This window comes from Mycobacterium lacus, assembly GCF_010731535.1.
Taxonomy (GTDB): domain Bacteria; phylum Actinomycetota; class Actinomycetes; order Mycobacteriales; family Mycobacteriaceae; genus Mycobacterium; species Mycobacterium lacus.
On the sequence record NZ_AP022581.1, the window covers coordinates 3,983,757 to 4,008,408 of the forward strand.

Annotated in this window: 23 protein-coding genes and 1 pseudogene; 10 read left to right on the forward strand and 14 right to left on the reverse strand. The window is 68.0% G+C overall.

From position 1 onward, the window contains the following. The first annotated feature begins 15 nt into the window (after nucleotides 1-15). Complete coding sequence (locus tag G6N24_RS18415; protein WP_085158040.1) at nucleotides 16-528, forward strand: serine/threonine protein kinase; 513 nt, start codon at nucleotides 16-18, stop codon at nucleotides 526-528. Here G6N24_RS18415 and thiG read toward each other — a convergent pair. The 3 genes from thiG to thiO are packed head-to-tail and all read right to left on the reverse strand — an operon-like array spanning nucleotide 504 to nucleotide 2,483. Beyond that, a complete protein-coding gene (thiG, locus tag G6N24_RS18420; protein ID WP_085157876.1) occupies nucleotides 504-1,286 on the reverse strand; it encodes a thiazole synthase in 783 nt (260 codons plus the stop codon). The genes G6N24_RS18415 and thiG overlap by 25 nt on opposite strands. Next, nucleotides 1,279-1,476, reverse strand: coding sequence for a sulfur carrier protein ThiS (gene thiS / locus G6N24_RS18425; protein ID WP_085157874.1), 198 nt, complete (start codon nucleotides 1,474-1,476; stop codon nucleotides 1,279-1,281). Before thiS ends, thiG begins: the two co-directional genes overlap by 8 nt. Continuing rightward, nucleotides 1,473-2,483 (reverse strand): glycine oxidase ThiO, encoded by a 1,011-nt coding sequence (gene thiO / locus G6N24_RS18430; RefSeq protein ID WP_085158038.1) that lies wholly within the window; start codon nucleotides 2,481-2,483, stop codon nucleotides 1,473-1,475. Before thiO ends, thiS begins: the two co-directional genes overlap by 4 nt. A gap of 227 nt (nucleotides 2,484-2,710) precedes the next feature. Here thiO and thiE point away from each other — a divergent pair, with 227 nt between their 5' ends. Beyond that, nucleotides 2,711-3,388, forward strand: coding sequence for a thiamine phosphate synthase (thiE, locus tag G6N24_RS18435; protein WP_085158036.1), 678 nt, complete (start codon nucleotides 2,711-2,713; stop codon nucleotides 3,386-3,388). Here thiE and G6N24_RS18440 read toward each other — a convergent pair. Then, nucleotides 3,360-3,992, reverse strand: coding sequence for an NUDIX hydrolase (locus G6N24_RS18440; protein ID WP_085157872.1), 633 nt, complete (start codon nucleotides 3,990-3,992; stop codon nucleotides 3,360-3,362). The genes thiE and G6N24_RS18440 overlap by 29 nt on opposite strands. Nucleotides 3,993-4,148: 156 nt before the next feature. Between G6N24_RS18440 and glnX the strand changes: the two genes are divergently transcribed. Genes glnX through G6N24_RS18455 form a run of 3 tightly spaced genes read left to right on the forward strand, consistent with a single transcriptional unit; the run spans nucleotide 4,149 to nucleotide 8,739 of the window. Next, on the forward strand, nucleotides 4,149-5,468 hold the full coding sequence (glnX, locus tag G6N24_RS18445) for a protein kinase G-activating protein GlnX (protein WP_085157870.1): 1,320 nt from the start codon (nucleotides 4,149-4,151) through the stop codon (nucleotides 5,466-5,468). Then, a complete protein-coding gene (locus tag G6N24_RS18450) occupies nucleotides 5,468-6,454 on the forward strand; it encodes a glutamate ABC transporter substrate-binding protein (protein WP_085157868.1) in 987 nt (328 codons plus the stop codon). The genes glnX and G6N24_RS18450 overlap by 1 nt, the downstream gene beginning before the upstream one ends. After that, complete coding sequence (locus G6N24_RS18455; RefSeq protein ID WP_085157866.1) at nucleotides 6,454-8,739, forward strand: serine/threonine-protein kinase PknG; 2,286 nt, start codon at nucleotides 6,454-6,456, stop codon at nucleotides 8,737-8,739. Before G6N24_RS18450 ends, G6N24_RS18455 begins: the two co-directional genes overlap by 1 nt. Before the next feature lie 53 nt (nucleotides 8,740-8,792). On the opposite strand, the gene G6N24_RS18460 is transcribed toward G6N24_RS18455, so the two are convergent. From G6N24_RS18460 to fgd, 3 genes are read right to left on the reverse strand one after another with little or no spacing between them, the layout of a single operon-like run. Beyond that, nucleotides 8,793-9,938 (reverse strand): acetate kinase, encoded by a 1,146-nt coding sequence (locus tag G6N24_RS18460; protein ID WP_085157864.1) that lies wholly within the window; start codon nucleotides 9,936-9,938, stop codon nucleotides 8,793-8,795. After that, nucleotides 9,931-12,057 carry a phosphate acetyltransferase gene (gene pta, locus G6N24_RS18465; protein ID WP_085157862.1) on the reverse strand — a complete coding sequence of 709 codons (2,127 nt, stop codon included), beginning with the start codon at nucleotides 12,055-12,057 and terminating at the stop codon, nucleotides 9,931-9,933. Before pta ends, G6N24_RS18460 begins: the two co-directional genes overlap by 8 nt. 10 nt (nucleotides 12,058-12,067) lie before the next feature. Beyond that, complete coding sequence (fgd, locus tag G6N24_RS18470; protein WP_085157860.1) at nucleotides 12,068-13,078, reverse strand: glucose-6-phosphate dehydrogenase (coenzyme-F420); 1,011 nt, start codon at nucleotides 13,076-13,078, stop codon at nucleotides 12,068-12,070. A 374-nt stretch (nucleotides 13,079-13,452) separates the two neighbouring features. On the opposite strand from fgd, the gene G6N24_RS18475 reads away from it, so the two are divergent. Beyond that, nucleotides 13,453-13,869 carry a hypothetical protein gene (locus G6N24_RS18475; RefSeq protein ID WP_085157858.1) on the forward strand — a complete coding sequence of 139 codons (417 nt, stop codon included), beginning with the start codon at nucleotides 13,453-13,455 and terminating at the stop codon, nucleotides 13,867-13,869. A 245-nt stretch (nucleotides 13,870-14,114) separates the two neighbouring features. Next, entirely contained in the window at nucleotides 14,115-14,891 is a 777-nt protein-coding gene (locus G6N24_RS18480; RefSeq protein ID WP_085157856.1) for an MBL fold metallo-hydrolase, read from the forward strand. An 86-nt stretch (nucleotides 14,892-14,977) separates the two neighbouring features. On the opposite strand, the pseudogene G6N24_RS18485 reads toward G6N24_RS18480, so the two are convergent. The 6 genes and pseudogenes from G6N24_RS18485 to G6N24_RS18510 form a co-directional block, all read right to left on the reverse strand. Continuing rightward, nucleotides 14,978-15,148: pseudogene (locus G6N24_RS18485) on the reverse strand (F420-dependent methylene-tetrahydromethanopterin reductase); the annotation flags it as partial. 347 nt (nucleotides 15,149-15,495) lie between these two features. Next, nucleotides 15,496-16,818 (reverse strand): NtaA/DmoA family FMN-dependent monooxygenase, encoded by a 1,323-nt coding sequence (locus tag G6N24_RS18490; protein ID WP_085157852.1) that lies wholly within the window; start codon nucleotides 16,816-16,818, stop codon nucleotides 15,496-15,498. Beyond that, nucleotides 16,815-17,936, reverse strand: a complete 1,122-nt coding sequence (locus tag G6N24_RS18495) for an LLM class flavin-dependent oxidoreductase (RefSeq protein ID WP_085157850.1) — start codon at nucleotides 17,934-17,936, stop codon at nucleotides 16,815-16,817. The genes G6N24_RS18490 and G6N24_RS18495 overlap by 4 nt, the downstream gene beginning before the upstream one ends. Continuing rightward, complete coding sequence (locus G6N24_RS18500; RefSeq protein WP_085157848.1) at nucleotides 17,933-19,021, reverse strand: LLM class flavin-dependent oxidoreductase; 1,089 nt, start codon at nucleotides 19,019-19,021, stop codon at nucleotides 17,933-17,935. Before G6N24_RS18500 ends, G6N24_RS18495 begins: the two co-directional genes overlap by 4 nt. Further along, nucleotides 19,018-19,497, reverse strand: a complete 480-nt coding sequence (locus G6N24_RS18505; protein WP_085157846.1) for a GNAT family N-acetyltransferase — start codon at nucleotides 19,495-19,497, stop codon at nucleotides 19,018-19,020. The genes G6N24_RS18500 and G6N24_RS18505 overlap by 4 nt, the downstream gene beginning before the upstream one ends. 40 nt (nucleotides 19,498-19,537) lie before the next feature. Beyond that, the gene (locus tag G6N24_RS18510; protein ID WP_085157844.1) at nucleotides 19,538-19,909 is read right to left on the reverse strand and encodes a DUF3054 domain-containing protein; all 372 of its coding nucleotides are present in this window, start codon (nucleotides 19,907-19,909) and stop codon (nucleotides 19,538-19,540) included. A gap of 35 nt (nucleotides 19,910-19,944) precedes the next feature. Here G6N24_RS18510 and G6N24_RS18515 point away from each other — a divergent pair, with 35 nt between their 5' ends. Genes G6N24_RS18515 through G6N24_RS18525 form a run of 3 tightly spaced genes read left to right on the forward strand, consistent with a single transcriptional unit; the run spans nucleotide 19,945 to nucleotide 23,018 of the window. After that, a complete protein-coding gene (locus G6N24_RS18515) occupies nucleotides 19,945-21,141 on the forward strand; it encodes an acyl-CoA dehydrogenase (RefSeq protein WP_085157842.1) in 1,197 nt (398 codons plus the stop codon). Nucleotides 21,142-21,150: 9 nt separating this feature from the next. Further along, the gene (locus G6N24_RS18520; protein WP_085157840.1) at nucleotides 21,151-22,383 is read left to right on the forward strand and encodes a serine hydrolase domain-containing protein; all 1,233 of its coding nucleotides are present in this window, start codon (nucleotides 21,151-21,153) and stop codon (nucleotides 22,381-22,383) included. 2 nt (nucleotides 22,384-22,385) lie between these two features. Further along, nucleotides 22,386-23,018, forward strand: coding sequence for a hypothetical protein (locus G6N24_RS18525; protein WP_085157838.1), 633 nt, complete (start codon nucleotides 22,386-22,388; stop codon nucleotides 23,016-23,018). Here G6N24_RS18525 and G6N24_RS18530 read toward each other — a convergent pair. Further along, the gene (locus G6N24_RS18530) at nucleotides 23,015-24,472 is read right to left on the reverse strand and encodes an HNH endonuclease signature motif containing protein (RefSeq protein ID WP_163745553.1); all 1,458 of its coding nucleotides are present in this window, start codon (nucleotides 24,470-24,472) and stop codon (nucleotides 23,015-23,017) included. The two genes, G6N24_RS18525 and G6N24_RS18530, sit on opposite strands and share 4 nt — an antisense overlap. Nucleotides 24,473-24,652 lie beyond the last annotated feature (180 nt).

Below are 24,652 nucleotides of genomic sequence, written 5' to 3' on the forward strand. Positions count from 1 at the left end.
CGTAAGGAGTCAACGATGTCTCACCTCACCAAGGCGCTGCGCGCCGTGACGACCGCAGCGCTCATAGGTAGCTTCGCGTGCCTGGGTAGTGCCATCGCGACCGCAGAGCCCAACCCCTCAGACGTCAACACGCTTGCCGGCTCCCTATCGAAGGGCTACAGCTCCAGCAATTGCACGTCCCAGGAGACTTCCTCCGGGGTGCTGGCCGTGCTCCAGTGCGGGCAGAACGCCGACCCAAGTGGGCCAATCTTTGGCAAGTATTTGCTTTTCGCCAACTCCAGCGATATGGCCAGCGCGTTCACCAACAGCATCGGATCCGACACGCTGACGAACTGCGGCGATGCCAAGTCGCCCACTACCTGGCACCAGGGCAGCTCAACGGCGTCGGCAGGACAGGTGGCGTGCGGAACCTACCAAGGCGCCGCCGAGGTCATCTGGACCACCGATGCCAAGAACGTGGTGAGCCTCATCCGCGCAGGCAACGCCGACACCGCCGCGCTCTATCAGTGGTGGCGGACCAACGGCTGACCCGCGCCGGGGCTGGAAGCCTGCGCCCAGAAACGTTTGGGGATACGCCCGGCCCGACGGGCTAGATAGCCGGCGGTGACGGCGGCGGCCATCGCGGCGGCCATTGCGGGCGGGTCGGCGGCCCGGGTCACCGCGGAGGCCAACAACACGGCGTCGCAACCCAACTCCATCGCCAGCGTCGCATCGCTGGCGGTGCCGATGCCGGCGTCGAGCACCACCGGAACACCGGCCCGCGCGACGATCATCTCGATGTTGTGTGGGTTGGTGATGCCGAGCCCGGTGCCGATCGGCGAGCCCAGCGGCATCACCGCCGCGCAACCCACGTCCTCGAGCCGACGGGCCAGCGCCGGGTCGTCGTTGGTGTACGGCAGGACCACGAACCCGTCGTCCACCAATTGCTCTGCGGCCCGGACCAATTCGACGGCGTCGGGCAGCAGGGTGCGTTCGTCGGCGATCACCTCGAGCTTCACCCAGTTGGTGTTCAGCGCCTCGCGGGCCAGCCGCGCGGTCAGCACCGCCTCGGCGGCGCTGCGGCACCCCGCGGTGTTGGGCAGCGGGGTGATGCCGAGCCGGTTGAGCAGGTCGAGCATCCCAGTGCCACCCTCGGCATCGACCCGGCGCATCGCGACGGTGGTCAGCTCGGTGCCCGACGCGATCAGTGCCTTCTCCAGCACCGCCAAGTTAGTCGCGCCGCCGGTACCCATGATGAGGCGCGAGGCGAAGCTGCGGTCGCCGATTGTCAATTTGGAATCAGCCACCCTGCACCGCCGTCACCACCTCGAGCTGGGCACCTTCGGAAAGTGTTGTCGCCCAATCGGATCGCGGCAGCACCGCGAAGTCCAACGCCACCGCAACACCGCGGTCCGGGAAACCCAGCGACTCCAGCAGCGCGGCGACCGTGGTCCGCTCGTCGACCTCGATCCGTTGGTCATTGACGACGACGATCATGCGTGCGCTCCCACCGGAACGAGCTCGGACACAATCCGTTCGGCGGTCCACGGCGCCAACAGAAATCCCGATCGGCCGTGGCCGGCCGCCACCAGGGTCCGTGCATCGAGACGCTGCACAATCGGCAGGTTATCGGGTGTCATCGGGCGCAGCCCAGCCGCACACTCGGCCAGCTCGTACTCACCCAGCGCCGGCAGCACCGCACACGCGTCGTCAAGCAGGTCACGCACCCCGGACACGACGGGGGCGGTGTCGCGGCCGTGTTCGTATTGGGTGGCACCGACGACCACTCCGTCCGCGCGCGGAACCAGATACACCTGCCGCCCGTGCACGCGGGCACGAATTACCCTCTGCGGCAACGGCATACAGCCCTTTCTCCACCGCAGGCGCAGCACTTCGCCCTTCACCGGGCGCACCGGCAGGCCGGGCCACAATGCGGGCGCGTCGACGCCGTTAGCGATGACCACCGCGTCGCCCTCGACGCCGGACAGGTCGGTCACCGGCGCCGCCCACCGCACCGAAAGCCGCTCGCAGTCCAGGCGCAGCGCGTCGAGCACGGCGCGGTTGTCCACGGCCAACTCGGTGGGCGCCCGAAAGCCGTGTCGAATGCCTTGCGCCAGCAGAGGTTCGACATCGCGGGCGGCCGACTCCCAGACCACCGGGTGGCCCTGCGCGGACAGCCAGTCCGCGACGGTACGCAGGTCGGCCGCATCCGCGTGGTCGACGGCCACCACCAGCGACTCGCGCGCGGTGATCACTTGCGGGCCCAGCCCGTCGGTAAACCCGCCCTCACGCCATAGCCGCAGGGACTCAAGGCCCAGGCGCAACAACCGCTCCTCGCCGGGCCAGCCTTCGCTGTGCGGGGCCAGCATGCCGCCGGCGACCCAGGACGCGCCATGGTCGCCGGTGCGGTGCACCCGCACCGACCATCCGGCCTGTGCCGCCCGCCGCGCCACCGACAGCCCGATGACGCCGCCGCCGATAACGGCCAAGGACCCGGTTGGCATGCTGCCCTCCCTTCGCCGGCATGACCCGGATCAGGTGTGACGGTAAGGGCAGGCGCGCCCACTCTCAGACCCCGCTCCCGGGACTCCCGTGTCTACAACGTTCCACGCTAGCGCGCTACCGTCGCCGTGTGCACCACGGTTTCGATCGCCCGGCTCTCCCCCGCGAGCGGGTGGGGGTACCTCCCACTTGTGGGGGCGTGCCCCCACCGCGGGCCGCACCGGCCCGCATCGTCGCCGGGGCCCGTCGGGCCCGTCTGGGGACAGCCCGGCTCTATCTGTGCACCGACGCCCGGCGCGAGCGGGGCGACCTCGCCGAGTTCGCCGACGCCGCCCTGGCCGGCGGGGTGGACATCATCCAGCTCCGCGACAAGGGTTCGGCCGGCGAGCAGCGGTTCGGCCCACTGGAGGCGCGCGACGAGCTGGCGGCGTGCGAGATCCTGGCAGCCGCCGCCCGCCGGCATGGTGCCCTGTTCGCGGTCAACGACCGTGCCGACATCGCCCGGGCGTCCGGCGCCGACGCGCTGCACCTGGGCCAGCGCGACCTGCCGCTCGCCGTCGCGCGGGACATCATCGGCCCGGAAAGGCTGATCGGCCTGTCCACGCATGACGCCGACCAGGTGGCTGCGGCGGCAGCGGGGCCGGCCGACTATTTCTGCGTCGGCCCGTGCTGGCCCACCCCGACCAAGCCGGGACGGTCGGCGCCGGGCCTGGATTTGGTGCGGTTGGCGGCCGAACTGGGCGGCGACAAACCGTGGTTCGCGATCGGCGGCATCGACGCGCGGCGGCTGCCCAACGTGCTCGAGGCCGGTGCCCGCCGGATCGTCGTGGTGCGGGCCATCACCGCGGCCCAGGATCCGCGGGCCGCGGCCCGCGAACTCAAGTCAGCGCTCGCAGCAGCGAGTTGATCCGGGGATTCGGCTGCGACGACGCCGGACCCGCGTCGCCCGGCATGCACCAGACGAAAACCCCAGCCTCGATCTCGACGGTGCGCGGCAGCCGCCGCAGCCGCTCGTCGCCGCGTCCTAGCGGCACGGTCGCCGGGGCCGTGCGCAGCCGCTGCCAGCTTGCGGCGAATCCGGGATGCAGCGGCAGATCGCCCACCTCGTTCTCGCCGACCCAACGCAGCTCGGTGCTTTCCCGGTTGGGCACGGTGTGCAGCAACTCGGCGGCGTCGGCGACAACGGTGGTGTAGGTCCAGCGGGTACCGCCGATGCCGGAGACCTCGGCCGTCACCACCGCCGCTCGCACGGCCAGCCGCTCGGCGGGCAGGCCCGCCTCCTCATGCGCCTCCCGGACCGCGGTCTGCTCCGGGGTCTCGTGGCTGTCTCGTGCACCACCCGGCAAACCCCAGGTGCCGCCCTGATGACTCCAGACCGCCCGATGCTGCAGCAGCACCGCCGGGGTGCCGTCCGGCCGCGGGGCCCGCAGCAGCAAACCGGCCGCACCATACCGACCCCAATAGTGGGCACCACTGTCGGATATCACCCATCCGTCGCCGTCGCCCTGCACCGGTTCAGGATATGCAGTGCAATTGGGCGCCCGCCTCAGGCAATTGGCTCCGCCTCCCCCCATACGCCGGAACATGCTCTTAGAATTTGCTTATAGAGGTTCGTGAGATGGCCGTAGCGGTTCGTGAGATGGCCGAAAGATGAGGTTCGAGCAGACGTGACGGTTGAGCTAGCGCACCCGTCGACTGAGCCGCTGGGGTCGCGCTCGCCCGCCGAACCGGCCCATCCCCGCTGGTGGTTCATCTCGACAACGCCCGGCCGCATCCTGACCATCGGCATCGTCTTGGCGACGCTGGGCGGTTTGACCGCGTTTGCCACCTCGACGACCATCAACCACCGGCAGCAGGTGCTGTCCACCGTGCTCGACCACACCGAGCCGCTGGCATTTGCGGCCGGACGGCTGTACACCACGCTGTCGGTGGCCGACGCCGCGGCGGCCACCGCCTTCATCGCCCAGGCCGAACCGCGCGCCGTGCGGCTGCGCTACGAGCAGGCCATCACCGACGCCGCCGTCGCGGTGACCCGCGCGTCGAGCGGGCTCACCGACGAACCGTTGGTGCAGTTGCTGGGCCGGATCAACGCCGAACTGGCCGTCTACACCGGGCTGATCGAGATCGCGCGCACCAACAACCGCGCGGGTAACCCGGTGGGGTCGTCGTACCTGTCGGAGGCCTCGGGCCTGATGCAATCGACGATCCTGCCCGACGCGCAACAGCTCTACCAGGCGACGTCGAATCGGGTGGATACGGAAACCACCGCGTCCACGCAGATCCCGGCCCCGGTGATCCTGGTCGTCACCACCACCGCTGCCTTCGGCGCCTTCTCCCATCGCTGGCTGGCCCGGCGCACCCGGCGGCGGATCAATCCCGGTCTCGTCGTGGGCGCGCTCGGTATTCTCGTCATGGTGGTGTGGGTCGGGACTGCGCTAACAATCTCCACGGCTGCCAGCCGTAGTGCCAAAGACACTGCGGCTGAGTCGCTCAAGACCGTCACCAACCTGGCGATCACCGCCCAGCAGGCGCGAGCCGACGAGACGCTGTCGCTGATCCGGCGCGGCGACGAAGAGGTCCGCAAGCAGTCCTTCTATCAGCGCATCGAGGCCATGCACCAACAGCTGGACCAATACATGTCGCGTCGTGATGCCGTCGACAAGCCCGACCTGCAGGGCGCCGACCAGCTGCTGGTCCGGTGGCGCCAAGCCAACGACCGGATCAACTCCTACATCTCGGTCGGCAACTACCGGGCCGCCACCGAGGTCGCACTGGGCAAGGGCGAGGACGACGCCACCCCCGCGTTCGACAAGCTCGACGAGGCGCTGACGAAGGCCATGGACCAGAGCCGCGCGCACCTTCGCCACGATGTGCTGCATGCGCGCCGAGGGCTGGCCGGCGCCCAGGTGGGCGGCGTGGTGCTCAGCCTCGGCGCGGCCATGGCGGTCGCCCTCGGCCTGTGGCCCAGGCTGAAGGAGTACCGATGATGGCGCGGCTGCCCCGGGTCGCGCGGGCGGGCTCCGTTCTCACGGCGCTTGCCGCGGCGATCCTGCTGGCCGGCTGTGGCCACTCGGAATCGCCGAAGGTGGCGACGGTGCCGACCCTGCCGCTGCCCACACCGGTCGGCATGCAGGAGCTGCCACCGGAGCCCCCGCTGACGCCGGACAACTCGAGTCAGGACTGCGACCCCACCGCCAGCCTGCGCCCCTTCCCGACTAAGGCCGAGGCCGACGCCGCGGTGGCCGACATCCGCGCCCGCGGCAGGCTGATCGTCGGGCTCGACATCGGGAGCAACCTATTCAGCTTCCGCGACCCGATCACCGGCGAGATCACCGGCTTCGATGTCGACATCGCCGGCGAGATCGCGCGGGACATCTTTGGTGGCCCCTCGCATGTCGAGTACCGGATCCTGTCGGCCGACGAGCGCGTGCTCGCGCTGCAGAAATCTCAGGTCGACGTCGTCGTCAAGACCATGACAATCACCTGCGAGCGCCGCAAGCTGGTGAACTTCTCTACCGTCTACCTCGACGCCAACCAGCGCATCCTCGCCCCGCGTGACTCGACGATCGCGCAGGTGGCCGACCTGTCCGGCAAGCGCGTCTGCGTGGCTCGAGGCACCACGTCGATGCGGCGGATTCGGGAGATCGCACCGCCGCCGGTCATCGTGTCGGTGGTGAACTGGGCCGACTGCCTGGTGGCGCTGCAACAGCGGGAGATCGACGCCGTCAGCACCGACGACTCGATCCTGGCCGGGCTGGTGGAGGAAGACCCGTACCTGCACATCGTCGGGCCGAACATGGCCTCCCAGCCCTACGGCGTCGGGATCAACCTGGACAACACTGGCCTGGTGCGGTTCGTCAACGGCACACTGGAACGCATCCGCGCCGACGGCACGTGGAACACGTTGTACCGCAAGTGGTTATCGGTTCTCGGTCCGGCACCCGCCCCGCCCACGCCGAGGTACGTGGACTGATGGGCAAGCCCACGAACAAAGGGTTGGGGTCCGGATCTCAGGACTCCGACCAAGAAGACCTGGGCCCCAGCACCCAGCCGGCGGACGTGCTGTTCACTGAGTCATCAAAGATCCGGCCACCGTCCACCCAGGCGCTTTTCCGCCCTGACTTCGACGAGGACGACGACTTCCCCCACACCGGCGGCATGGACACCGAGCCGCAGGATCGGCCGACGGCGGCGACGCGGGTGCTCCCGCCGGTCCGACAGCTCGGCGGCGGCCTGGTGGCGATCCCGCGGGTGCCCGATATCGATCCGGTCAAAGCCCTGATGACCAATCCGGTGGTGCCGGAATCCAAGCGCTTCTGCTGGAACTGCGGCCGACCCGTCGGCCGGTCCGGCTCGGAAGGCAAGGGGGCCTCGGAAGGCTGGTGCCCGTATTGCGGCAGTCCGTATTCGTTCCTGCCGCAGCTGAGTCCCGGAGACATCGTCGCGGGCCAGTACGAGGTCAAGGGCTGCATCGCACACGGCGGCCTGGGCTGGGTCTATCTCGCGGTCGACCACAACGTCAACGACCGGCCTGTCGTGCTCAAGGGACTGGTGCACTCCGGTGACGCCGAGGCACAGGCGATCGCGATGGCCGAGCGGCAATTCCTCGCCGAGGTGGTGCACCCGGCGATCGTGCAGATCTTCAACTTCGTCGAGCACACCGACCGCCACGGGGATCCGGTCGGCTACATCGTCATGGAGTACGTCGGTGGGCAATCGCTCAAGCGTGGCCGTAAGCAAGAGAAGCTGCCGGTCGCCGAGGCGATCGCCTACCTGCTGGAAATCCTGCCCGCGCTCGGCTACCTGCATTCCATCGGCCTGGTCTACAACGACCTGAAGCCGGAGAACATCATGCTCACCGAGGAGCAGCTCAAGCTGATCGACCTGGGCGCGGTGTCGCGGATCAACTCGTTCGGCTACCTCTACGGCACGCCCGGCTTCCAGGCGCCGGAGATCGTGCGCACCGGACCCACGGTGGCCACCGACATCTACACCGTGGGACGCACGCTAGCGGCGTTGACGTTGAACCTGCGCACCCGCAATGGTCGCTACGTCGACGGACTGCCCGAAGACGACCCGGTGCTGGCCAAATACGACTCGTTCGGCCGGTTGTTGCGCCGCGCCATCGACCCCGACCCGAGGCGCCGGTTCGCCAGCGCCGAGGAGATGTCCGGGCAGCTGATGGGCGTGCTCCGGGAGGCGGTCGCCCAGGACACCGGGGTACCCCGGCCCGGGTTGTCGACGATCTTTTCCCGCACCCGCTCCACATTCGGGGTGAACCTGCTGGTCGCCCACACCGACGTGTATCTGGACGGCCAGGTGCATTCGGAGAAGCTGACCGCCAAGGAGATCGTGACCGCGCTGCAGGTACCGCTGGTCGATCCCGCCGACGTCGCCGCCCCGGTGCTGCAGGCGACGGTGCTGTCCGAGCCAGTGCAGACGCTGGATTCGCTGCGGGCGGCCCGCCACGGCGCGCTGGCCGCGGAGGGCATCGACCTGTCCGAGTCGATCGAGCTGCCGCTGATGGAAGTCCGCGCGTTGCTGGACCTGGGCGACGTGGCCAAGGCCACCCGCAAGCTCGACGACCTGGCCGAGCGCGTGGGGTGGCGCTGGCGGCTGATCTGGTACCGGGCCGTCGCCGAGCTGCTGACCGGCGACTACGACTCCGCCAGCAAGCATTTCACCGAGGTGCTCGACACCTTCCCCGGCGAGGTGGCACCCAAGATGGCGCTGGCCGCGACCGCCGAACTGGCCGGCGACGCGGAGGCGCACAAGTTTTACCAGGCCGTGTGGCGGACCGACGACGGCGTGATCTCAGCGGCCTTCGGATTGGCCAGGTCCCAGTCGGCTGAAGGCGATCGCATGGGAGCCGTGCGCACCCTGGACGAGGTGCCCGCAACCTCCAGGCATTTCACTACCGCGCGCCTGACCAGCGCGGTGACCCTGCTGTCCGGCCGGTCGACCAGTGAAATCACCGAGGAGCAGATCCGCGACGCCGCCCGGCGGGTGGAGGCGCTGCCGCCCACCGAACCGCGGGTGCTGCAGATCCGCGCCCTGGTGCTGGGCGGCGCGATGGACTGGCTGAAGGACAATCAGGCCAGCACGAACCACATCCTCGGCTTCCCGTTCACTATGCACGGGCTGCGGCTGGGTGTCGAGGCGTCGCTGCGCAGCCTGGCCCGGGTGGCGCCCACCCAGCGGCACCGCTACACGCTGGTGGACATGGCCAACAAGGTGCGGCCCACTAGCACGTTCTAGGTCGCGCGAGTGTGAATCGCACGACGCGACACGCCGGCGAGGCGTCGAGTGATTCACGCTCGGCGTCCCAGCACGCTGACGCAGTCGCGGGCGATAGCCAGTCCTTCGTTGGTCGGGACCACCAGGACCGTTATTGGTGAGTCGTCCTGGGAAATCCGCCGCGCGCCTTTGGCATTGCGGTCCTCGTCGACCTTGATCCCGAGCTCGGCCATGCCCGCCAGCGCGTCGCGGCGCACCGCGGGATCGTTCTCGCCGATCCCCGCGGTGAAGCTCACCACGTCGGTGTGCCCCAGCACCGCCAGGTAGGCGCCGATGTACTTGCGCAAGCGGTGAATGAATACATCGTAGGCCAATTGCGCTGAGCCGTCGCCTGATTCGATCAATTCATGCAGCCGCCGGAAGTCGCGCTCACCGGCCAGGCCCAATATCCCGGACCGATGGTTGAGCATCGACTCGATCTCGCCCACGCCCATCTTCGCGGCCCGCCACAAATAGCCGACGATGCTCGGGTCCACGTCACCGCTGCGGGTGCCCATCACCAACCCCTCCAACGGCGTCAGGCCCATTGACGTGTCGACCGGGCGGCCCGCGGCAATCGCCGACGCCGATGAACCGTTACCCAGATGCAGCACAATCTGATTCAGGCCATCCGGCGGCCTGCCCAGGAAGGCAGCGGCCCGCTCGCTGACATACCGATGCGAGGTGCCGTGAAACCCGTACCGGCGGATGTGCCACTCCTCGGCCAACCCGTGGTCGATCGCATACGTTGCCGCCGCGGCGGGCAGGTCGTGAAAGAACGCCGTGTCGAACACCGCGACGTGCGGAACGTCGGGCAGCAGTTTGCGCGCCACCTCGATGCCCAGCACCGCGGGCGGATTGTGCAACGGAGCCAACGCCGACAGCTCCTTGAGCCGGCCGACCACGCTGTCGTCCAGCACTGTCGGACGGTGAAATTCCTTGCCGCCATGGACCACCCGATGTCCGACCGCCACCAGGCCGCAGGCCTGCAGGTTGATGCCGTCCTCGGCCAACATCTCGAACGCTCGCCGCAGTGCCGTGCCGTGATCGGCCACCAACGACGATTCCTCCCCGATTCGCTCCACCATCCCGGTGGCACGTGACGTTGCGGAATCGGGTTCGATCAGCTGGAACTTGAGCGACGAGGAGCCGCAGTTGATGACCAGAACGGTGCTATCCATGGACACCTTGCGCCTGGATCGCTGTGATGGCAACGGTGTTGACGATGTCTTCGACCAGCGCACCCCGGGACAGGTCGTTCACCGGTTTGCGTAAACCTTGCAACACGGGGCCGATCGCGATCGCCCCGGAGGTGCGCTGCACGGCCTTGTAGGTGTTGTTGCCGGTGTTGAGGTCGGGAAAGATCAGCACAGTCGCGCGGCCGGCGACCGGCGATTCGGGCATCTTGGTGGCCGCTACCGACGGTTCTACCGCGGCGTCGTACTGGATGGGCCCCTCCACCAGTAGCCGCGGATCCCGGGCGCGCACCAATTCCGTTGCTGCCCTGACCTTGTCGACGTCGGCGCCGACACCGGAGGCTCCGGTGGAGTAGGACAGCATGGCCACGCGTGGCTCGATGCCGAACTGTGCGGCAGTGCGCGCCGAGCAGATGGCGATATCGGCGAGCTGCTCGGGCGTCGGGTTCGGAATGATCGCGCAGTCACCATACGCCAGCACCCGATCGGGCAGGCACATCAGGAAGATGCTCGATACCGTGGACACGCCCGGAACGGTTCCGATGATCTCCAGCGCCGGACGAACCGTGTGAGCGGTGGTGTGGGCGGCGCCCGACACCATGCCGTCGACCATGTCGTTGTCCACCAACATGGTGCCGAAATACGAAGCGTCGTGCATGAACTCGCGCGCCTGCTCGATGGTGATCCCCTTCGCCTTTCGTAGCTGCGCGTACTGCTCGGCGAACCTGTCGCACAACTCGCTGGTGCGCGGGTCCAGCACCGCCGCCCCGTCCAGATCGACGCCGAGTTCGGCCGAACGTAGGCGTATGTGGGCTTCGTCGCCGAGGATGGTCAGGTCGGCGACGCCGCGCTGCAGCAGGCGGCCGGCGGATTTGAGAATGCGGTCGTCCTCGCCCTCGGGAAGAACGATGTGCTTGCGATCCGAACGCGCCTGCTGCTGCAGGCGATAGGTGAACATCTGCGGTGTGGTAATGGTCGGGATCGGGATGGCAAGCTGTGCCATCAGGTCGGCGATATCGACGTGGCGGTCCATCAGTTCCAACGCGGTGTCGACCTTGCGCTGCAAGGATGCGGTGAGCCGGCCGCGAGCCGACGCCGCCGCGCTGGCCGTGTCGTAAGTGCCCAGAGTGGTGGCGATGATGGGGAGTCGCAGCCGCAGGCCGGCGACCAGGGCCGCAACCGACGGATGCAGCTCGAACCCGCCGTTGAGGATGATGCACGACAGCGCCGGAAATCCTTCGGCCGCATGGGCGCTGGCCACGGCGAGCACGACGTCCGAACGGTCGCCGGGGGTGATGACGGCCATTCCGTCGGTCAGCCGTTCCAGCACATGGTCGGCGGTCATCCCGGCGACCAGCACGTCGACGACCTCACGTTCCCGCAGCGGCGCGTCGCCGCTGACCGGCGTACCGTTGACCGCTTTCTCCAGTTCGGCCACCGTCGGCGCCGACAGCAGAGGCTCGTCGGGTAGCACGTAGCTGCGCGCGGCGAAGGTGCGCAGCGCCGCGGTGAGGGCCCCCAGCTGCGCTGGGTCACAACGGTTGGCCACCACCGCCGCGGTGTGGGCCCGCTGGGCCGATAGCTCGGCCAGGCAGACCTCAACGACGCTGGCGACCTCGTCGACGGTGCGGTCTTTGGCGCTTACCGCTAACAACACCGGCACGCCGAGGTTGACCGCGATCCGGGCGTTGACCGAAAGCTCCGTGGGGGTGGTGACGTCGGTGTAGTCGCTGCCGACGATCACCACCGCGTCGCACGCCCGAGCCATCGCGTGATACGCGGCGACGATGTCAGCGATCGCGGCGTCGCTGTCGGCGTGCAGCTGCTGGTAGGTGACGCCGACGCACTGCTCGTATGACAGGCCCGCGGTGGTGTGCTCCAGCAGCAGTTCCAGGATGTAGTCGCGATCGTCACGGGAGACGTGCGGCGACCCGCTGCGCCCGGCTTCGCCGCGCTTGCGATCGCCGTAGGACCGCGTGATCGGCCGGAACACACCGACTTTGGCGACGGTCGCAGCAAGACGGTGCAAGATCCCCAGCGCGATCGTCGCCTTGCCGGACGCCGGCTCAGGCGCGGCGATGTAAATGCCGGTGGGGGCGGCCACCCGCTCGCCTTCAGCCCAGCCGCCGCAGCCGCGGCGCTAGGTCCTTTTCGAACAGCTCCAGGAACCGGCGCTGGTCATGGCCGGGCGCGTGGAACACCAGATGGTTGAGTCCCCACGTCACATACTGGCCCACCTTTTCCACCGCCTCGTCGGGGTCCGACGCCACGATCCAGCGCTTGGCGATCTGCTCGATCGGCAGGGCGTCGGCGGCCCTTTCCATCTCGATCGGGTCGTCGATGCTGTGCTTCTGTTCGGCGGTGAGCGACAGCGGCGCCCAAAATCGGGTGTTGTTCAGCGCCAGCTCCGGATCCGGGTCGTAGGAGATCTTGATCTCGATCATCTTGTCGATGTCGTCCACATCACGGTCGGCGGCCGTCGCTCCCTCTCGGACGGCGGGCATCAGCTTTTCGGTGTACAGCTCCTCGCCCTTGCCGGAGGTGCAGATGAAGCCGTCGCCCGCGCGGCCGGCGTACTTGGCCACCGCCGGGCCGCCGGCGGCAATGTAGACGGGCACCCCGCCCTCGGGCACGTCGTAGATCGAGGCGCCCTTGAGGCGGTAGTAGTCACCGTCGAAGTCGACTCGGTCGCCGCGCCACAGCTCCCGCATCAATCGCACCGATTCGCGCAGCCGAGCGAACCGCTCCTTGAACTCCGGCCAGTCGCCCTGATACCCGGTGGCGATCTCGTTGAGCGCCTCACCGGTGCCGACTCCGAGAAAGACGCGGTTGGGGTATAGGCAGCCCATGGTGGCGAAGGCCTGCGCGATGACGGCTGGGTGGTACCGGAACGTCGGGGTGAGCACCGAGGTACCCAGCATGAGTCGCTTGGTCCGTTCGCCGACGGCGGCCATCCAGGACAGCGAGAACGGGGCATGGCCGCCCTCGTGACGCCACGGCTGGAAATGGTCGCTGACGGTGGCGCTGTCCATGCCGTGAGCCTCGGCGGCAACGGCCAGTTCGACGAGCTCGCGCGGGGCGAATTGTTCGGCGGACGCCTTGTATCCGAGTTTCAGTTCAACCACCAGTTCTTTCTACTCCTACACTCGCTGCTCGTAGACTCACGGTCGCGACCCGCTTCGCCCGGCTCCGCCCTCGATATCCGCCTCCCTGGTAAAGACGGCTCCGTCAAGGTGCACATCAACCCTGATGGAGCAGGAGTGCCGGACATCCCACCGCTAAGCAGACTGGCGCTTCCCGAGGCAACCCTGCCCCGGCCGGACGGTCGAGCCCCCACCCGTTGCGCGGCCACCTCTCGAGCCAGTGCCCGGCCGCGCCGGGCCCAAGACACCTATGGCCAGCGGGGGCATCGGCCCCAATGTCGGAGGCGCCGGCCCCTTATCGGGGGAGGGCATGCCACGTCGTGGAGACCTAAAGCACCGCAGGAGTGTGGAGAACGATGACTCAGCCCGGTGAGGACCACCGCGCCGGAAACCAGCCTGATGGGGCTGCACAAGAACGGCTGCGCGCCGCGCTACTCATCAGCGCACTGTCGGACTGGGTACCCCTCGCGGAGGTCGAAACCGCGATCACCCACTACCACCTCTCCGAAACACGTCCGACCCGACAAGAGTTCGCGGTGCAAACCGTCCGTTCGCTTCTGGACGACGGGCTTATGCAGATTGGGAATCTGCCCTACCCGGGTGAGCACTTCTCAGCATGGGATCTCCCGATCGACGCGGCGATGGAGCGCGTTTACCACCTTTTCGTGAACCATTACGACGAGCCTCACTTGTGGGAATTCACGATCTGGCTGGCACTCACGCCCGCCGGTGAACGGTTAGCCCACGCGCTCAGGGATCGGAGAAGGAACTAACGCAGCCTGACCGGTCTTGATCGCACAACAACGTGGGAGTCTCCCCCCAGACAGTCACCCGCACCTGCTTACCGGACACGCTGCGATCAGGCGACCAGGCGGCGCTGGCCCGTCTTGCGCAGTTCCATCGTCGCGTTCAGCGACTACGCTGGGTCACCACCGAAGACAGCGGCGGCCTCGGAACAACCGAGCCACGAAACCGTTAAGCCTTGCCAACCAGCGGCAGCGTGACATAGGACAAACCGATGACCCACCAGTTGAAGGCGTCGATTGAGCTTATTCAGGCCACCGACAAGGTTCACCTCGCCCAGGGCCATGCGGTCAACTGGGTGCTGGTCGCCGACGACGCCGGCGTCATGCTGATCGACGCCGGCTATCCCGGCGACCGCGAGGACGTGCTGGCCTCGCTGCGCAAACTGGGGTACGAGCCCGGCGACGTGCGCGCCATCCTGCTCACCCACGCCCACATCGACCACCTGGGCACCGCGATCTGGTTCGCCAGCGAGCACGGCACCCCGGTGTATTGCCACGCCGACGAGGTGGGCCACGCCAAGCGGGAGTACTTGGAGCAAGTGTCGATTCTCGATATCGCGCTGCGCCTCTGGCGGCCGCGCTGGGCGGTGTGGACCGCGCACGTGGTGCGCAACGGGGGCCTGATCCGCGACGGCATCCCGACCGCACAGCCGCTGACCGCCGAGACGGCCGCTGGGCTGCCGGGCCACCCGGTGGCCATATTCACCCCGGGGCACACCAATGGGCATTGCTCGTACCTCGTCGACGGCGTGCTGGCCAGCGGCGACGCCTTGATCACCGGCCATCCCCTGTTACGGCACAGCGGGCCGCAGCTGCTGCCGGCGGTGTTCAGCCACAGCCAGCAGGACTGCATCCGCAGCCTGTCCGCGCTGGCCCTGCTGGAAACCGAGATCCTGGCCCCCGGCCACGGCGATCTGTGGCGCGGCCCGATCCGCGTCGCGACGGACGCGGCTTTGAAAAAAGCCGGCGCGCGGGCCGAGGTCCAATAGTCACTGCAGCCACAGCAGTCGCACGAAGGAGCCACCACCGGCTTCGCAAACGCGTTATCGCATGCGATATCGACTTCCAGACTCGGTCAATCCAGATGGTCGCGCAGCGTCTCACCGCCATACGCCGTGCGGAATGCCCCGCGACGCTCCTGCAAGAGCGGCACCACCTTACCGACGAATTCGCCCAGGCCGTGCGGGGTCAGGTGCGGCACCAGGATGAACCCGTTGCAGGCGTCCGCCTGGATACAGCGGTCGATCTAATGGGCGATGTGCGCGGCGGTGCGGACGAACCCGCCCCCTGGTGATGCCGGTGTCGCCAGTGGCCAGCGTCGCCATCGACCGCAAGGACGACGCCGATGCCGGGTCGAAGTGCTCTTGGAGAGCACCGAGCGGCTATGGCGTGTCTTGGAGCGAAACCCCAACATCGCCCTGCTGATCGCCCGCGCGTGCATCAGCCGGGGTGACGACACCACCGGCTACTAATCAGGCCTATATCGATTCGACGGCAACATTCGCGGATTACTTGGTCCGTGCCATCAAGTCGGAATTGCGACTGTCGTAACGCCACTCTTGTTGACCGCCCCAGGCGGTAGCCACGATGCAATTAGGCCACCGATCCGAGGTGCTCGCGCAGTGTCTTTCCCGTGTACTCGGTACGGAATGCCCCGCGTTCCTGCAAGAGTGGCACCACCTTATCGACGAATTCATCCAGGCCGTGCGGGGTCAGGTGCGGCACCAGGATGAACCCGTCGCACGCGTCGGCCTGGATATAGCGGTCGATCTCGCCGGCGATGTGCGCGGCGGTGCCGACGAATTGCTGCCGGCTGGTAGCGGCGATCACCAACTCGCGGATCGAAAGTTTCTCCGCCTGAGCGCGTTCGCGGTACTTACGGGCCACCGCGATCGGGTCGCCGTGCCGCACCCGCCCCTGGGTGATGTCGCCGTCGACGACCGGGTCGACATCGGGCAGCGGGCCGTCCGGGTCGTAGTCCGACAAGTCGCGGCCCCACACCTGTTCCAGCATCGCGATCGCGGTCGCACCGCTGACCTGTTGATAGCGGATGTGACGCGCCTTGTCCTGAGCCTCCTCTTCGGTGTCGCCGATGACGAACGTCGCTGCCGGAAAAACCTTGAGCTGGTTGGGGTCTCGACCGTACAACCGGGCGCGGCCCTTGACGTCGGCATAGTAGCGCTGACCGTCCTCCAGCGAACCGTGCAGGGTGAACAGGGCGTCGGCGTGCCGGGCGCCGAACGCCCGACCCTCGGCGGAATCGCCGGCCTGCAACAGCACCGGATGACCCTGCGGGCCGGCGGGCAGTGTCGCGAACCCGCGCACGTCGAACTGCGGACCCCGGTGTTCGACGCTGCGGATGCGGTCCGGATCGACGTAGACGCCGGCGTCGACGTCGGCCCGCACGGCATCGGGCGCCCAACTATCCCAGAATCGGCGGGCCACCGTGAGGAACTCCTCGGCCCGCCGGTATCGGTCGCCGTGGTCGAGAAAGCCGCCGCGGCGGAAGTTGGCACCGGTGAAAGCGTCCGACGAGGTCACCATGTTCCAGCCCGCACGACCCTCCGAAAGATGATCCAGTGTCGCGAATTGCCGTGCCACCTCGAATGGTTCGTTGAAGGTGGTGTTGATGGTCCCGGTCAGCCCGATCCGGTCGGTGGCGGCGGCCAGGGCCGCCAGCACGGTGAAGGTGTCCGGCCGGCCTACCACGTCGAGGTCGTAGATCCGGCCGCGATGCTCGCGCAGTCGCAGCCCTTCGGCGAGGAAGAAGAAGTCGAACAATCCACGCTCGGCGGTGCGTGCGAGGTGCACGAACGAGTCGAACTCGACCTGGCTGCCCGCTGCGGGATCGGCCCACACGGTGGTGTTGTTGACCCCCGGGAAGTGGGCCGCCAGATGAATTGGCTTGCGCCTCACGGGACCAGTCCCCAGCGTCTGGCGATCAGCTCGTGCGAGCGCAGCCGGTCGGAGTGTCGGTAGGTGACCGAGGTGACGACGAGCTCGTCGGCGCCCGTGACTCGCTGCAACGCCTCCAGCCGCTCGGCGACTTCGTCCGGGTTGCCGACGAATTGCGTTGCCACCCGGTCTTTTACCACCGCCAGCTGCTCCTCGGTGAGCGGCGCGCAGTCGTCGGGATCCGGATAGGGCATCGCACCGCCGCCGGCCCGGATGGAATACACCCAATGGCCGTAACTCGACGCCAGATGCCGGGCGGTGGCGCTGTCGTCGGCGACCACGATGTCGGCCGACACCACGACATAGGGCCGCTTCAGACTCGCCGAGGGGACAAAGGCGTTGCGGTAGGCGTCGATGGCCTCCAGTGCGGTGGCCGGCGTGATGTGGTAGCTGGAGGCGAACGGCAGCCCCATCGCACCGGCCACCTGGGCACTGGGTCCCTTGCTGCTGCCGAAGATCCACGGTGTCAGGGCTGCGCCCTCACCGGGCACCGCATGCAGATCAACGCCGTCGACCCGATAGGTGCCGGCCAACATCGCGACGATGTCGCCCACCTGCTCGGCGAAATCCGGTGCCACCGCCTCGGGCTGCTGCAGGATCGCCATGGTGGCCCGTACCCGCTCGCTGACCAGCAGCCCGCGCAGGTCGAATGGCGGCGGGACCACCACACCGTCGACCTCGCGCCATTCGCGCGGTGGTTCGGGCGTTTTGCGTTGTGGCTTAGGAACTTGCGGCTTCGTCAGCCGACGCTGCGCGGAGCGGCCCAGGCCGAGATCGATGCGCCCCGGATGGAAGGTGTCGAGCATGCCGAAACTCTCGACCACGGCAGCCGCCGTGGTGTGGCTCAGCTGGACGGCCCCCGACCCCACACGAATCCGCTTGGTAGCCGCCGCGATCTGCCCGATCAGCACCGCCGGCGAGGCACTGGCGACGGAGACAAAGTGATGCTCGGCTATCCAGAACCGGTGATAGCCCCACCGCTCGGCGTGCTGGGCCAATTCGACGGTGTTGCGCAGGGCGGTCGCGGCGTCGCTGCCCGCGCTGATCGGCGACAGGTCCAGGATGGACAGCGGGATCATTGCGTCACCGCCGTGTATCGGTTCGGTGTCACCGGAAGACCAAGCCGTTCGCGCAGCGTTTCGCCAGCCCGGTAACAGGCGCGAAAACGTCCGGCCCCCTGCAACATCGGCACCACCTGGTCGACGATCACCGCAAGATCGGTAGCGCTGACGGCCGGCCGTAGCCGCGCGCCGTCGATGCCCAGCCGCTGCCAATCCAGCAGCATGTCCACCAAATCCGTTGCGCTACCGGTAAAGACGAGCGCATCGGACCGGAAGTCGTTATCGCCGTGGAACGAGACCACCAGGTCGGCGAACACTTTCAGTCGTGATGCCGGTATCTCGGAGAGAATGCTCTCAAGCGACGCCTCGTCCGTCGGCGTGATGAAGACGACGTCGGCGCTGGCGGCGGCGAACTCATAGGCGGGTGTCGCGTGCGCGAGGGCGGCCACCACGGGCTGGCCCTGCGGCGGACGCGGCGTGATCGACGGCCCCTTGACCGAGAAGTACTTTCCGGTGAAGTCGATGTAGTGCAGCTTGTCGCGGTCGACGTAGCGCCCGGTGGCCACGTCGCGGATCACCGCATCATCCTCCCAGCTGTCCCACAGCCGGCGCACCACCTCGACGCAATCTCGGGCCTCATCGAACAGCTCTTCGGGGTTCACCGACCGGCGACCAAACAGGGCAGCCTCGTGCGTCGTCACGCTGACGCGCGCCTGCCAGCCCGCCCGACCATGAGACACATAGTCAAGGGTGGCAATCGATTTGGAGACGTGGAAGGGCTCGGTGTGGGTGACCGTGGCCACGGGAACCAGCCCGATGTGCCGGGTTAGTGGGGCGATGCGTGCCGCGACAAGCACGGCGTCGGCGCGCCCGGCCAGTCGACGAGGATCGATCCGTTCGCCGCGCCCGGGTTGCGGCATCAGCGTGTCGTCGATGGTGAGGAAATCCAACAGCCCGCGCTCGGCGGTGGCCGCCAGGCCCGCCCAATAGTGGCCGCTGAGCACCGACGGCGCGTCGGGGTTTCCGGCCAGCGTGGCGCGCCACGCCTGTGGGCGCCAGCCGTATCCGTCGAGCGCGACGGCCAGGTGTAGCTGATCTGTCATGCCAGTTCCTTCTGGAAGGCAATCGGGAAGACCGGACCCGCGGCCGGCAGCGGCCCGGGCAGCCGGGTGTATCCGGTCGCCCGGTAGAGCTCCTCGGCCTCGGGCTGGCGATCGCCGGTCATCAGGTAGACCTTCCGGTAGCCGCGGGCCGCGATCTCGGCCTCCAGCTCGGCCAACAGCGCTCGAGCGTATCCGCGACGGCGATGCTCGCGGGCCGTCCAGATCCTCTTCAGTTCGGCGGTGTCGGCGTCGAATCTGCAGAACGCGCCGCCCGTCACCACCTGGCCGTCCAACGTACCGATCAACATGCCGCCGTCCGGGCGCGCGAACTCGGAGGCCGGGCTGCTCTTGAACCACGCGAGCACCGCTTCCGGGGTGGGGCCGTATCGCTGCGCGTACTCCACGGCCAACTCGGCCAGCAGCGGCTGCGCCAGCGGGTCGGCGAGGGCGGCCGGGACGAAGCGGAGGGGCGTCACCTCAATGTCTAACGTCTGTGCCTCGGGCGCATTCCCGTGATCAGCGCGGCGAGCGGCGCAGCAGCGTCAGCCCAACGGCCGCTCGCCAGCCGAGCAACAGCACGGCGGTGACAGACCCCGCCACCACGATGAAACTCGCCGCCACACCCGCCGAACTGGCCTTGCGCAACACCATGCCGACCGCCACGGTGCACAGCCAGACGATCACCCCGGTGGGGGCCACCGCCGTGGGCTGCCGCCAGGCCCGGGACACGAGCCATCCGACGACGGTCCCGGTGAGAAACGGCCACGCCGTGACCGCGACGCCGGTGATGCTGAGTCCTTCGTCGTGGCTGCGGCGTCCGACGGCACAGAACACCAGCACGGCGACGACGTCTGTGGCGAGCCACGCCAGCCGGCGCCGCGGTTGCATGCAGCGAGACTACCGGGACGGGGCAGGATTGGGTCATGAGCACCAATACACCGCCCGCCTTTGACCCGTACGACCCGCTCGGGCTCGACGCGTCGCTATCCGGCGACGAGATCGCGGTCCGCGACACCGTCAGGGGGTTCTGCGCCGAGCACGTCACCCCGCACGTCGCCCGCTGGTTCGAAGACGGCGATTTACCCGTGGCCCGTGAATTGGCGAAGCAGTTTGGCGAGCTCGGCCTGCTGGGAATGCATTTGCGCGGCTACGGATGTGGCGGCGCGTCCGCCGTTCACTACGGCCTGGCCTGCCTGGAACTCGAAGCAGCCGACTCGGGCATCCGGTCGCTGGTGTCGGTGCAGGGTTCGCTGGCGATGTTCGCCATTTGGAATAACGGCTCCGAGGAGCAGAAGCAGCGGTGGCTGCCGCCCATGGCGGCCGGTGAATTGCTCGGCTGCTTCGGGTTGACCGAACCGGACGTCGGATCCGACCCGGCGGCGATGAAAACCCGGGCGCGACGCGATGGCTCGGATTGGGTGCTCAACGGCCGCAAGATGTGGATCACCAACGGCTCGGTCGCCGACGTCGCGATAGTCTGGGCCGCCACCGACGATGGGAGCGGGGTTATTCGGGGGTTTATCGTCCCCACCGACACCTCGGGCTTCACCGCCAACACCATCCACCACAAGCTGTCGCTGCGGGCGTCGATCACCAGCGAGCTGGTGCTCGACGACGTACGGCTGCCCGCCGAGGCGATGCTGCCCAACGCGATCGGTCTCAAAGGTCCGCTGGCGTGCCTGTCGGAGGCCCGCTACGGGATCGTCTGGGGGGCGATGGGCGCGGCGCGGTCGGCCTGGCAGGCCGCGCTCGACTACGCGACACAGCGCACCCAGTTCGGCCGCCCGATCGCCGGATTTCAGCTGACGCAGGCCAAGCTCGTCGACATGGCCGTCGAACTGCACAAGGGTCAGCTGCTGTCGCTACACCTCGGCCGGCTGAAGGACAGCGTCGGGCTGCACCCCGAACAGGTCAGCTTCGGCAAGCTCAACAACACCCGGGAGGCGATCAAGATTTGCCGGACCGCTCGAACGATACTGGGCGGCAACGGAATATCACTGGAGTACCCGGTCATCCGGCACATGGTCAACCTGGAGTCGGTGCTGACCTACGAGGGCACCCCCGAGATGCACCAGCTGGTGCTCGGCCAGGCGTTCACCGGCTTGTCCGCGTTCCGGTAGAACACACGCATGCCAATCTTGCGACGCATCGGGTGTGTGGTTTTCGCGCTTGGGGTGGTGGCCGGCTGCGGCTCGCCCCGTGTGGCGCCACCGGCCTCGTCACCCGGTGGCTCCGCGGCCAAGGCCGACGCGGTGCTGCGGGTCGTGCGTGACTTCATGGCGCAGGCCCACCTCAAGGCCGTGATCGTCCGGGTCACCGTCGACGGCAAGGAGATCGTCACGCAGGCCGTCGGCGACTCGATGACTGGAGTACCGGCCACCACAGACATGCACTTTCGCAACGGCGCGGTCGCGATCTCCTACGTGTCGACCTTGTTGCTCAGGCTGGTCGACGAGAAGAAGCTGAGCCTCGACGACAAGCTGTCGAAGTGGTTGCCCGAGTTTCCGCACGCCGATCGGGTCACGCTGGTCCAGCTGGCGCGGATGACGTCGGGCTACCCCGACTACGTACTCGGCAACGACGCTTTCATCAACGCGTTCTACGCTAATCCATTCCGGCAGTGGACAACTCAAGAGATACTTGCCCAGATTTCGTCCCGGCCGCTGCTGTACGACCCAGGAACCAACTGGAACTACTCGCACACCAATTACGTGCTGCTGGGGCTGGCCCTGGAGAAGGCAACCGGTCAGGATATCCCGAAGCTGTTGCAGCACTACGTCCTCGCCCCGCTCGGACTGACCGCCACCGCCAACTCCGATACGCCTGACATCCCCCGGCCGGCGCTGCACGCGTTCACGTCGGAGCGGCGCGCGTTCCTGAAAATCCCTGCCGGAATGCCGTTTTACGAAGACTCGACGTACTGGAATCCGTCCTGGACCATCACTCACGGCGCCATTCAGACGACCAACATCTACGACATGGAGGCCAGCGCGGTCGGTATCGGCTCGGGAAGGCTACTCTCGGCGGACTCGTACAAGAAGATGGTGTCGACCGATCTGCGCGGAAAGACACACGCCCAACCGGGATGCCCCACCTGCTTCGAGCAAGACAGCGGCTACACCTTCGGCCTCGGGATTGTCATATCGGGCAATTGGCTGATGCAGAATCCGATGTTCGCCGGATACGCCGCCGTGGAGGCGTATCTGCCGTCGCAACGAGCCGCCGTCGCGGTGGCGGTCACCTACGCCCCCGATGCCTTCGACGAGCAGGGCAACTCCCGCAACGAGGCCGACACTTTGTTCCGCAAGATCGGTGCCGAGGTAGCGCCTAACGACGCGCCTCCCATGCCGCCAGGGAGATAGCCATGAGACTCACACGTCGGATCGTTCTCACTATCGCAGCTTTACTGGGCGTTTCGACGGTGGCTGTGGCGCCGACGGCGGACGGCGACCCCACCGTCACGCTGCCCCCGCTGACGTCCACCGGCGCTGGCCCGGTCATCGGTGGCGGAGGAGCAGCCCCGGGGATCTCGCAGCAACTGTTTAGCTTCGGCAATCCCGACGTCCAAGAGGCCGACGGAACGGACGCGGCTCGATTCATCACGGCCGCGGCCGCTGTCGCGAACCGCGACCTCGCCTCCGTCTTCCTGCCGCTGCAGCGGGCGTTGGGCTGCCAACAGAGCGCCGGCAAACCGGGGACGGGCTTCGGAGCGCGCGCCTACCGACGCACCGACGGGCAATGGGGCGGCGCGATGCTGGTCATCGCCAAGAGTTCGATCTCGGACGTCGACGCCCTGACCGCGTGCGTCAAGTCCGGTTGGCGCCGGGCCACCGCGGGCACGCCAACTTCGATGTGCAACAGCGGCTGGACCTACCCGCCCTTCGCCGATACCCGCCGCGGCGAGGGCTATTTCGTCCTGCTGGCCGGCACGGCCTCGGACTTCTGCGGTACGCCCAACGAGAAGTACCGGAACAACGCGAGCGGGTGGCCGAGCTAGAAGGGCGGTGGGTCGTCGGGATCGGGTGGTGGGCCGTGGGTTTCGGCGAGGGTTGTGACGGCGTGGGCGCTTTGGCGGGCTTGGTGGTTGTGGTGGCGTTGGGTGGTGATGTAGTGGGCGCGGTTTTGGGCGCGGGTGCTGGTGCGCAGCGGCATCATGGTGGTGCGGTTACCGCGGCGATCGGCGCGGGCGGTATCGGGTGGGGGTGGGTCGCCGGTGGGGGTGCCCAGGGCGGGGAACAGCAGCGCGCTGCCGGGGGTGGTGACGTAGGTGTGGTTGTCGGGCAGGGTCCAGATGACCGTGCCGTCGGGCAACTGCCGGTCGCGCCAGCCCCAGAAAGTCTTCATCAAATGATGAAACCTGCATAAACACTTGATATTTGAGGGGTGGGTGGCGCCGCCGTCGGCGAACGCGATCGTGTGGTCGAGATCGCAGTCGCTGGCCGGGCGGTCGCAGCCCGGGGCCCGACACGTCAGATCCCGCGCCCGCACAAACGCCGCCAGCGTGGCCGACGGGGTGTAGCCGGGCTCGGCGCCGGGCAAAACCAGCGGGCGCAGCCGAGCGGTGGTGGCCAGCTCGGCCACCAGCTGCGCCGGGATCAGCCCGTCGGCGCCCAGCAGCGATCCCGGGGCCTGGCCGCGGCCCTCCACGCTGGCCTGCTCGGCGACCACGTGGATGACCACCGCAGAGGCCGGACGCGCCCCGGCGGTGCAGTCGGTGCGCCCGCAGCGGCAGCCCAGCCGCTCGGCCCCGGCGGCCAGCACGCCCAGTGCGTCGGCGCGGCGCTGATCGCGGGTGCGCGGATCGGCGGCACACACCGTGGCGATCAGCGCCTCGAGCCGTTTGTCCACTGCTTGGGCGTCGGTGGCATACAGCCGCCCCGAGACCTCACCCATGCCGTCCTCGCAGTTGCCGATCCACACCTGCCGATCGCGGGTTCGCTCCCGCACCCGGCGCACCGCGTCCGGGTCGGCCGGGGCCACGATCCGATCGATCGCGCCGGCCAGCCGGCCCTGCGTCATCGACGGCCAGCGCGCCACCCGCAACCCCAGCTCGGCATCGACGCGGGCCAGCACGGCCGCGTCGGTGATCAAGTCGGTGCGATACACCAGCGTTTGAAACATCCGGTAGTCGATCTCCCCGGCCCGAAACACCTCGGCCACCTTCGGCAGCCGCTCGCGCATCGCCAGGGCATACCGCAGGTAACTACCGGCCATCGCCAGGCTGGTGCGAAACGCCGCGGCCACCTCGGCCCCCACCGCCGCCCAGGTATCCACCGCCCACTCCGCACACTCCCCCCGCTCGACCCGGCGCAACTCGAACAACTCCCCGATCGCATCCAACCGAGCCGCCGCCGCACGCGCCTCCGCCCGCCCCGCCACCCGCATCCGCTCAATCAACCCGCGCGACTGGGCGGTGTCGGGCGGCTCAAAATACTCCGCAAGATCGAACATATGTTCGAGTCTAGCAACCCCACCGACACCGGTCGATTGGCGGGGTCGCGGGTTGTGGACAACTGGCGTCGGCCACCGTGGCGCCCAGGCCCTCGACGAGCCGAGAGTCTTGACCATCGAGCTCAAGCGATGACATCGAAGACATCGACGAACTCATCGTTGGTGCACAGACCGGGCATG

Bases quoted from the DNA above. Each gene is read 5' to 3' on its own strand.
- G6N24_RS18415 (WP_085158040.1), top strand. From the start codon at position 16: ATGTCTCACCTCACCAAGGCGCTGCGCGCCGTGACGACCGCAGCGCTC.
- thiS (WP_085157874.1), bottom strand. From the start codon at position 1,476: ATGATCGTCGTCGTCAATGACCAACGGATCGAGGTCGACGAGCGGACC.
- thiO (WP_085158038.1), bottom strand. From the start codon at position 2,483: ATGCCAACCGGGTCCTTGGCCGTTATCGGCGGCGGCGTCATCGGGCTG.
- G6N24_RS18450 (WP_085157868.1), top strand. From the start codon at position 5,468: ATGGCGCGGCTGCCCCGGGTCGCGCGGGCGGGCTCCGTTCTCACGGCG.
- G6N24_RS18455 (WP_085157866.1), top strand. From the start codon at position 6,454: ATGGGCAAGCCCACGAACAAAGGGTTGGGGTCCGGATCTCAGGACTCC.
- G6N24_RS18460 (WP_085157864.1), bottom strand. From the start codon at position 9,938: ATGGATAGCACCGTTCTGGTCATCAACTGCGGCTCCTCGTCGCTCAAG.
- G6N24_RS18475 (WP_085157858.1), top strand. From the start codon at position 13,453: ATGACTCAGCCCGGTGAGGACCACCGCGCCGGAAACCAGCCTGATGGG.
- G6N24_RS18480 (WP_085157856.1), top strand. From the start codon at position 14,115: ATGACCCACCAGTTGAAGGCGTCGATTGAGCTTATTCAGGCCACCGAC.
- G6N24_RS18495 (WP_085157850.1), bottom strand. From the start codon at position 17,936: ATGATCCCGCTGTCCATCCTGGACCTGTCGCCGATCAGCGCGGGCAGC.
- G6N24_RS18500 (WP_085157848.1), bottom strand. From the start codon at position 19,021: ATGACAGATCAGCTACACCTGGCCGTCGCGCTCGACGGATACGGCTGG.
- G6N24_RS18510 (WP_085157844.1), bottom strand. From the start codon at position 19,909: ATGCAACCGCGGCGCCGGCTGGCGTGGCTCGCCACAGACGTCGTCGCC.
- G6N24_RS18515 (WP_085157842.1), top strand. From the start codon at position 19,945: ATGAGCACCAATACACCGCCCGCCTTTGACCCGTACGACCCGCTCGGG.
- G6N24_RS18520 (WP_085157840.1), top strand. From the start codon at position 21,151: ATGCCAATCTTGCGACGCATCGGGTGTGTGGTTTTCGCGCTTGGGGTG.
- G6N24_RS18525 (WP_085157838.1), top strand. From the start codon at position 22,386: ATGAGACTCACACGTCGGATCGTTCTCACTATCGCAGCTTTACTGGGC.
- G6N24_RS18530 (WP_163745553.1), bottom strand. From the start codon at position 24,472: ATGTTCGATCTTGCGGAGTATTTTGAGCCGCCCGACACCGCCCAGTCG.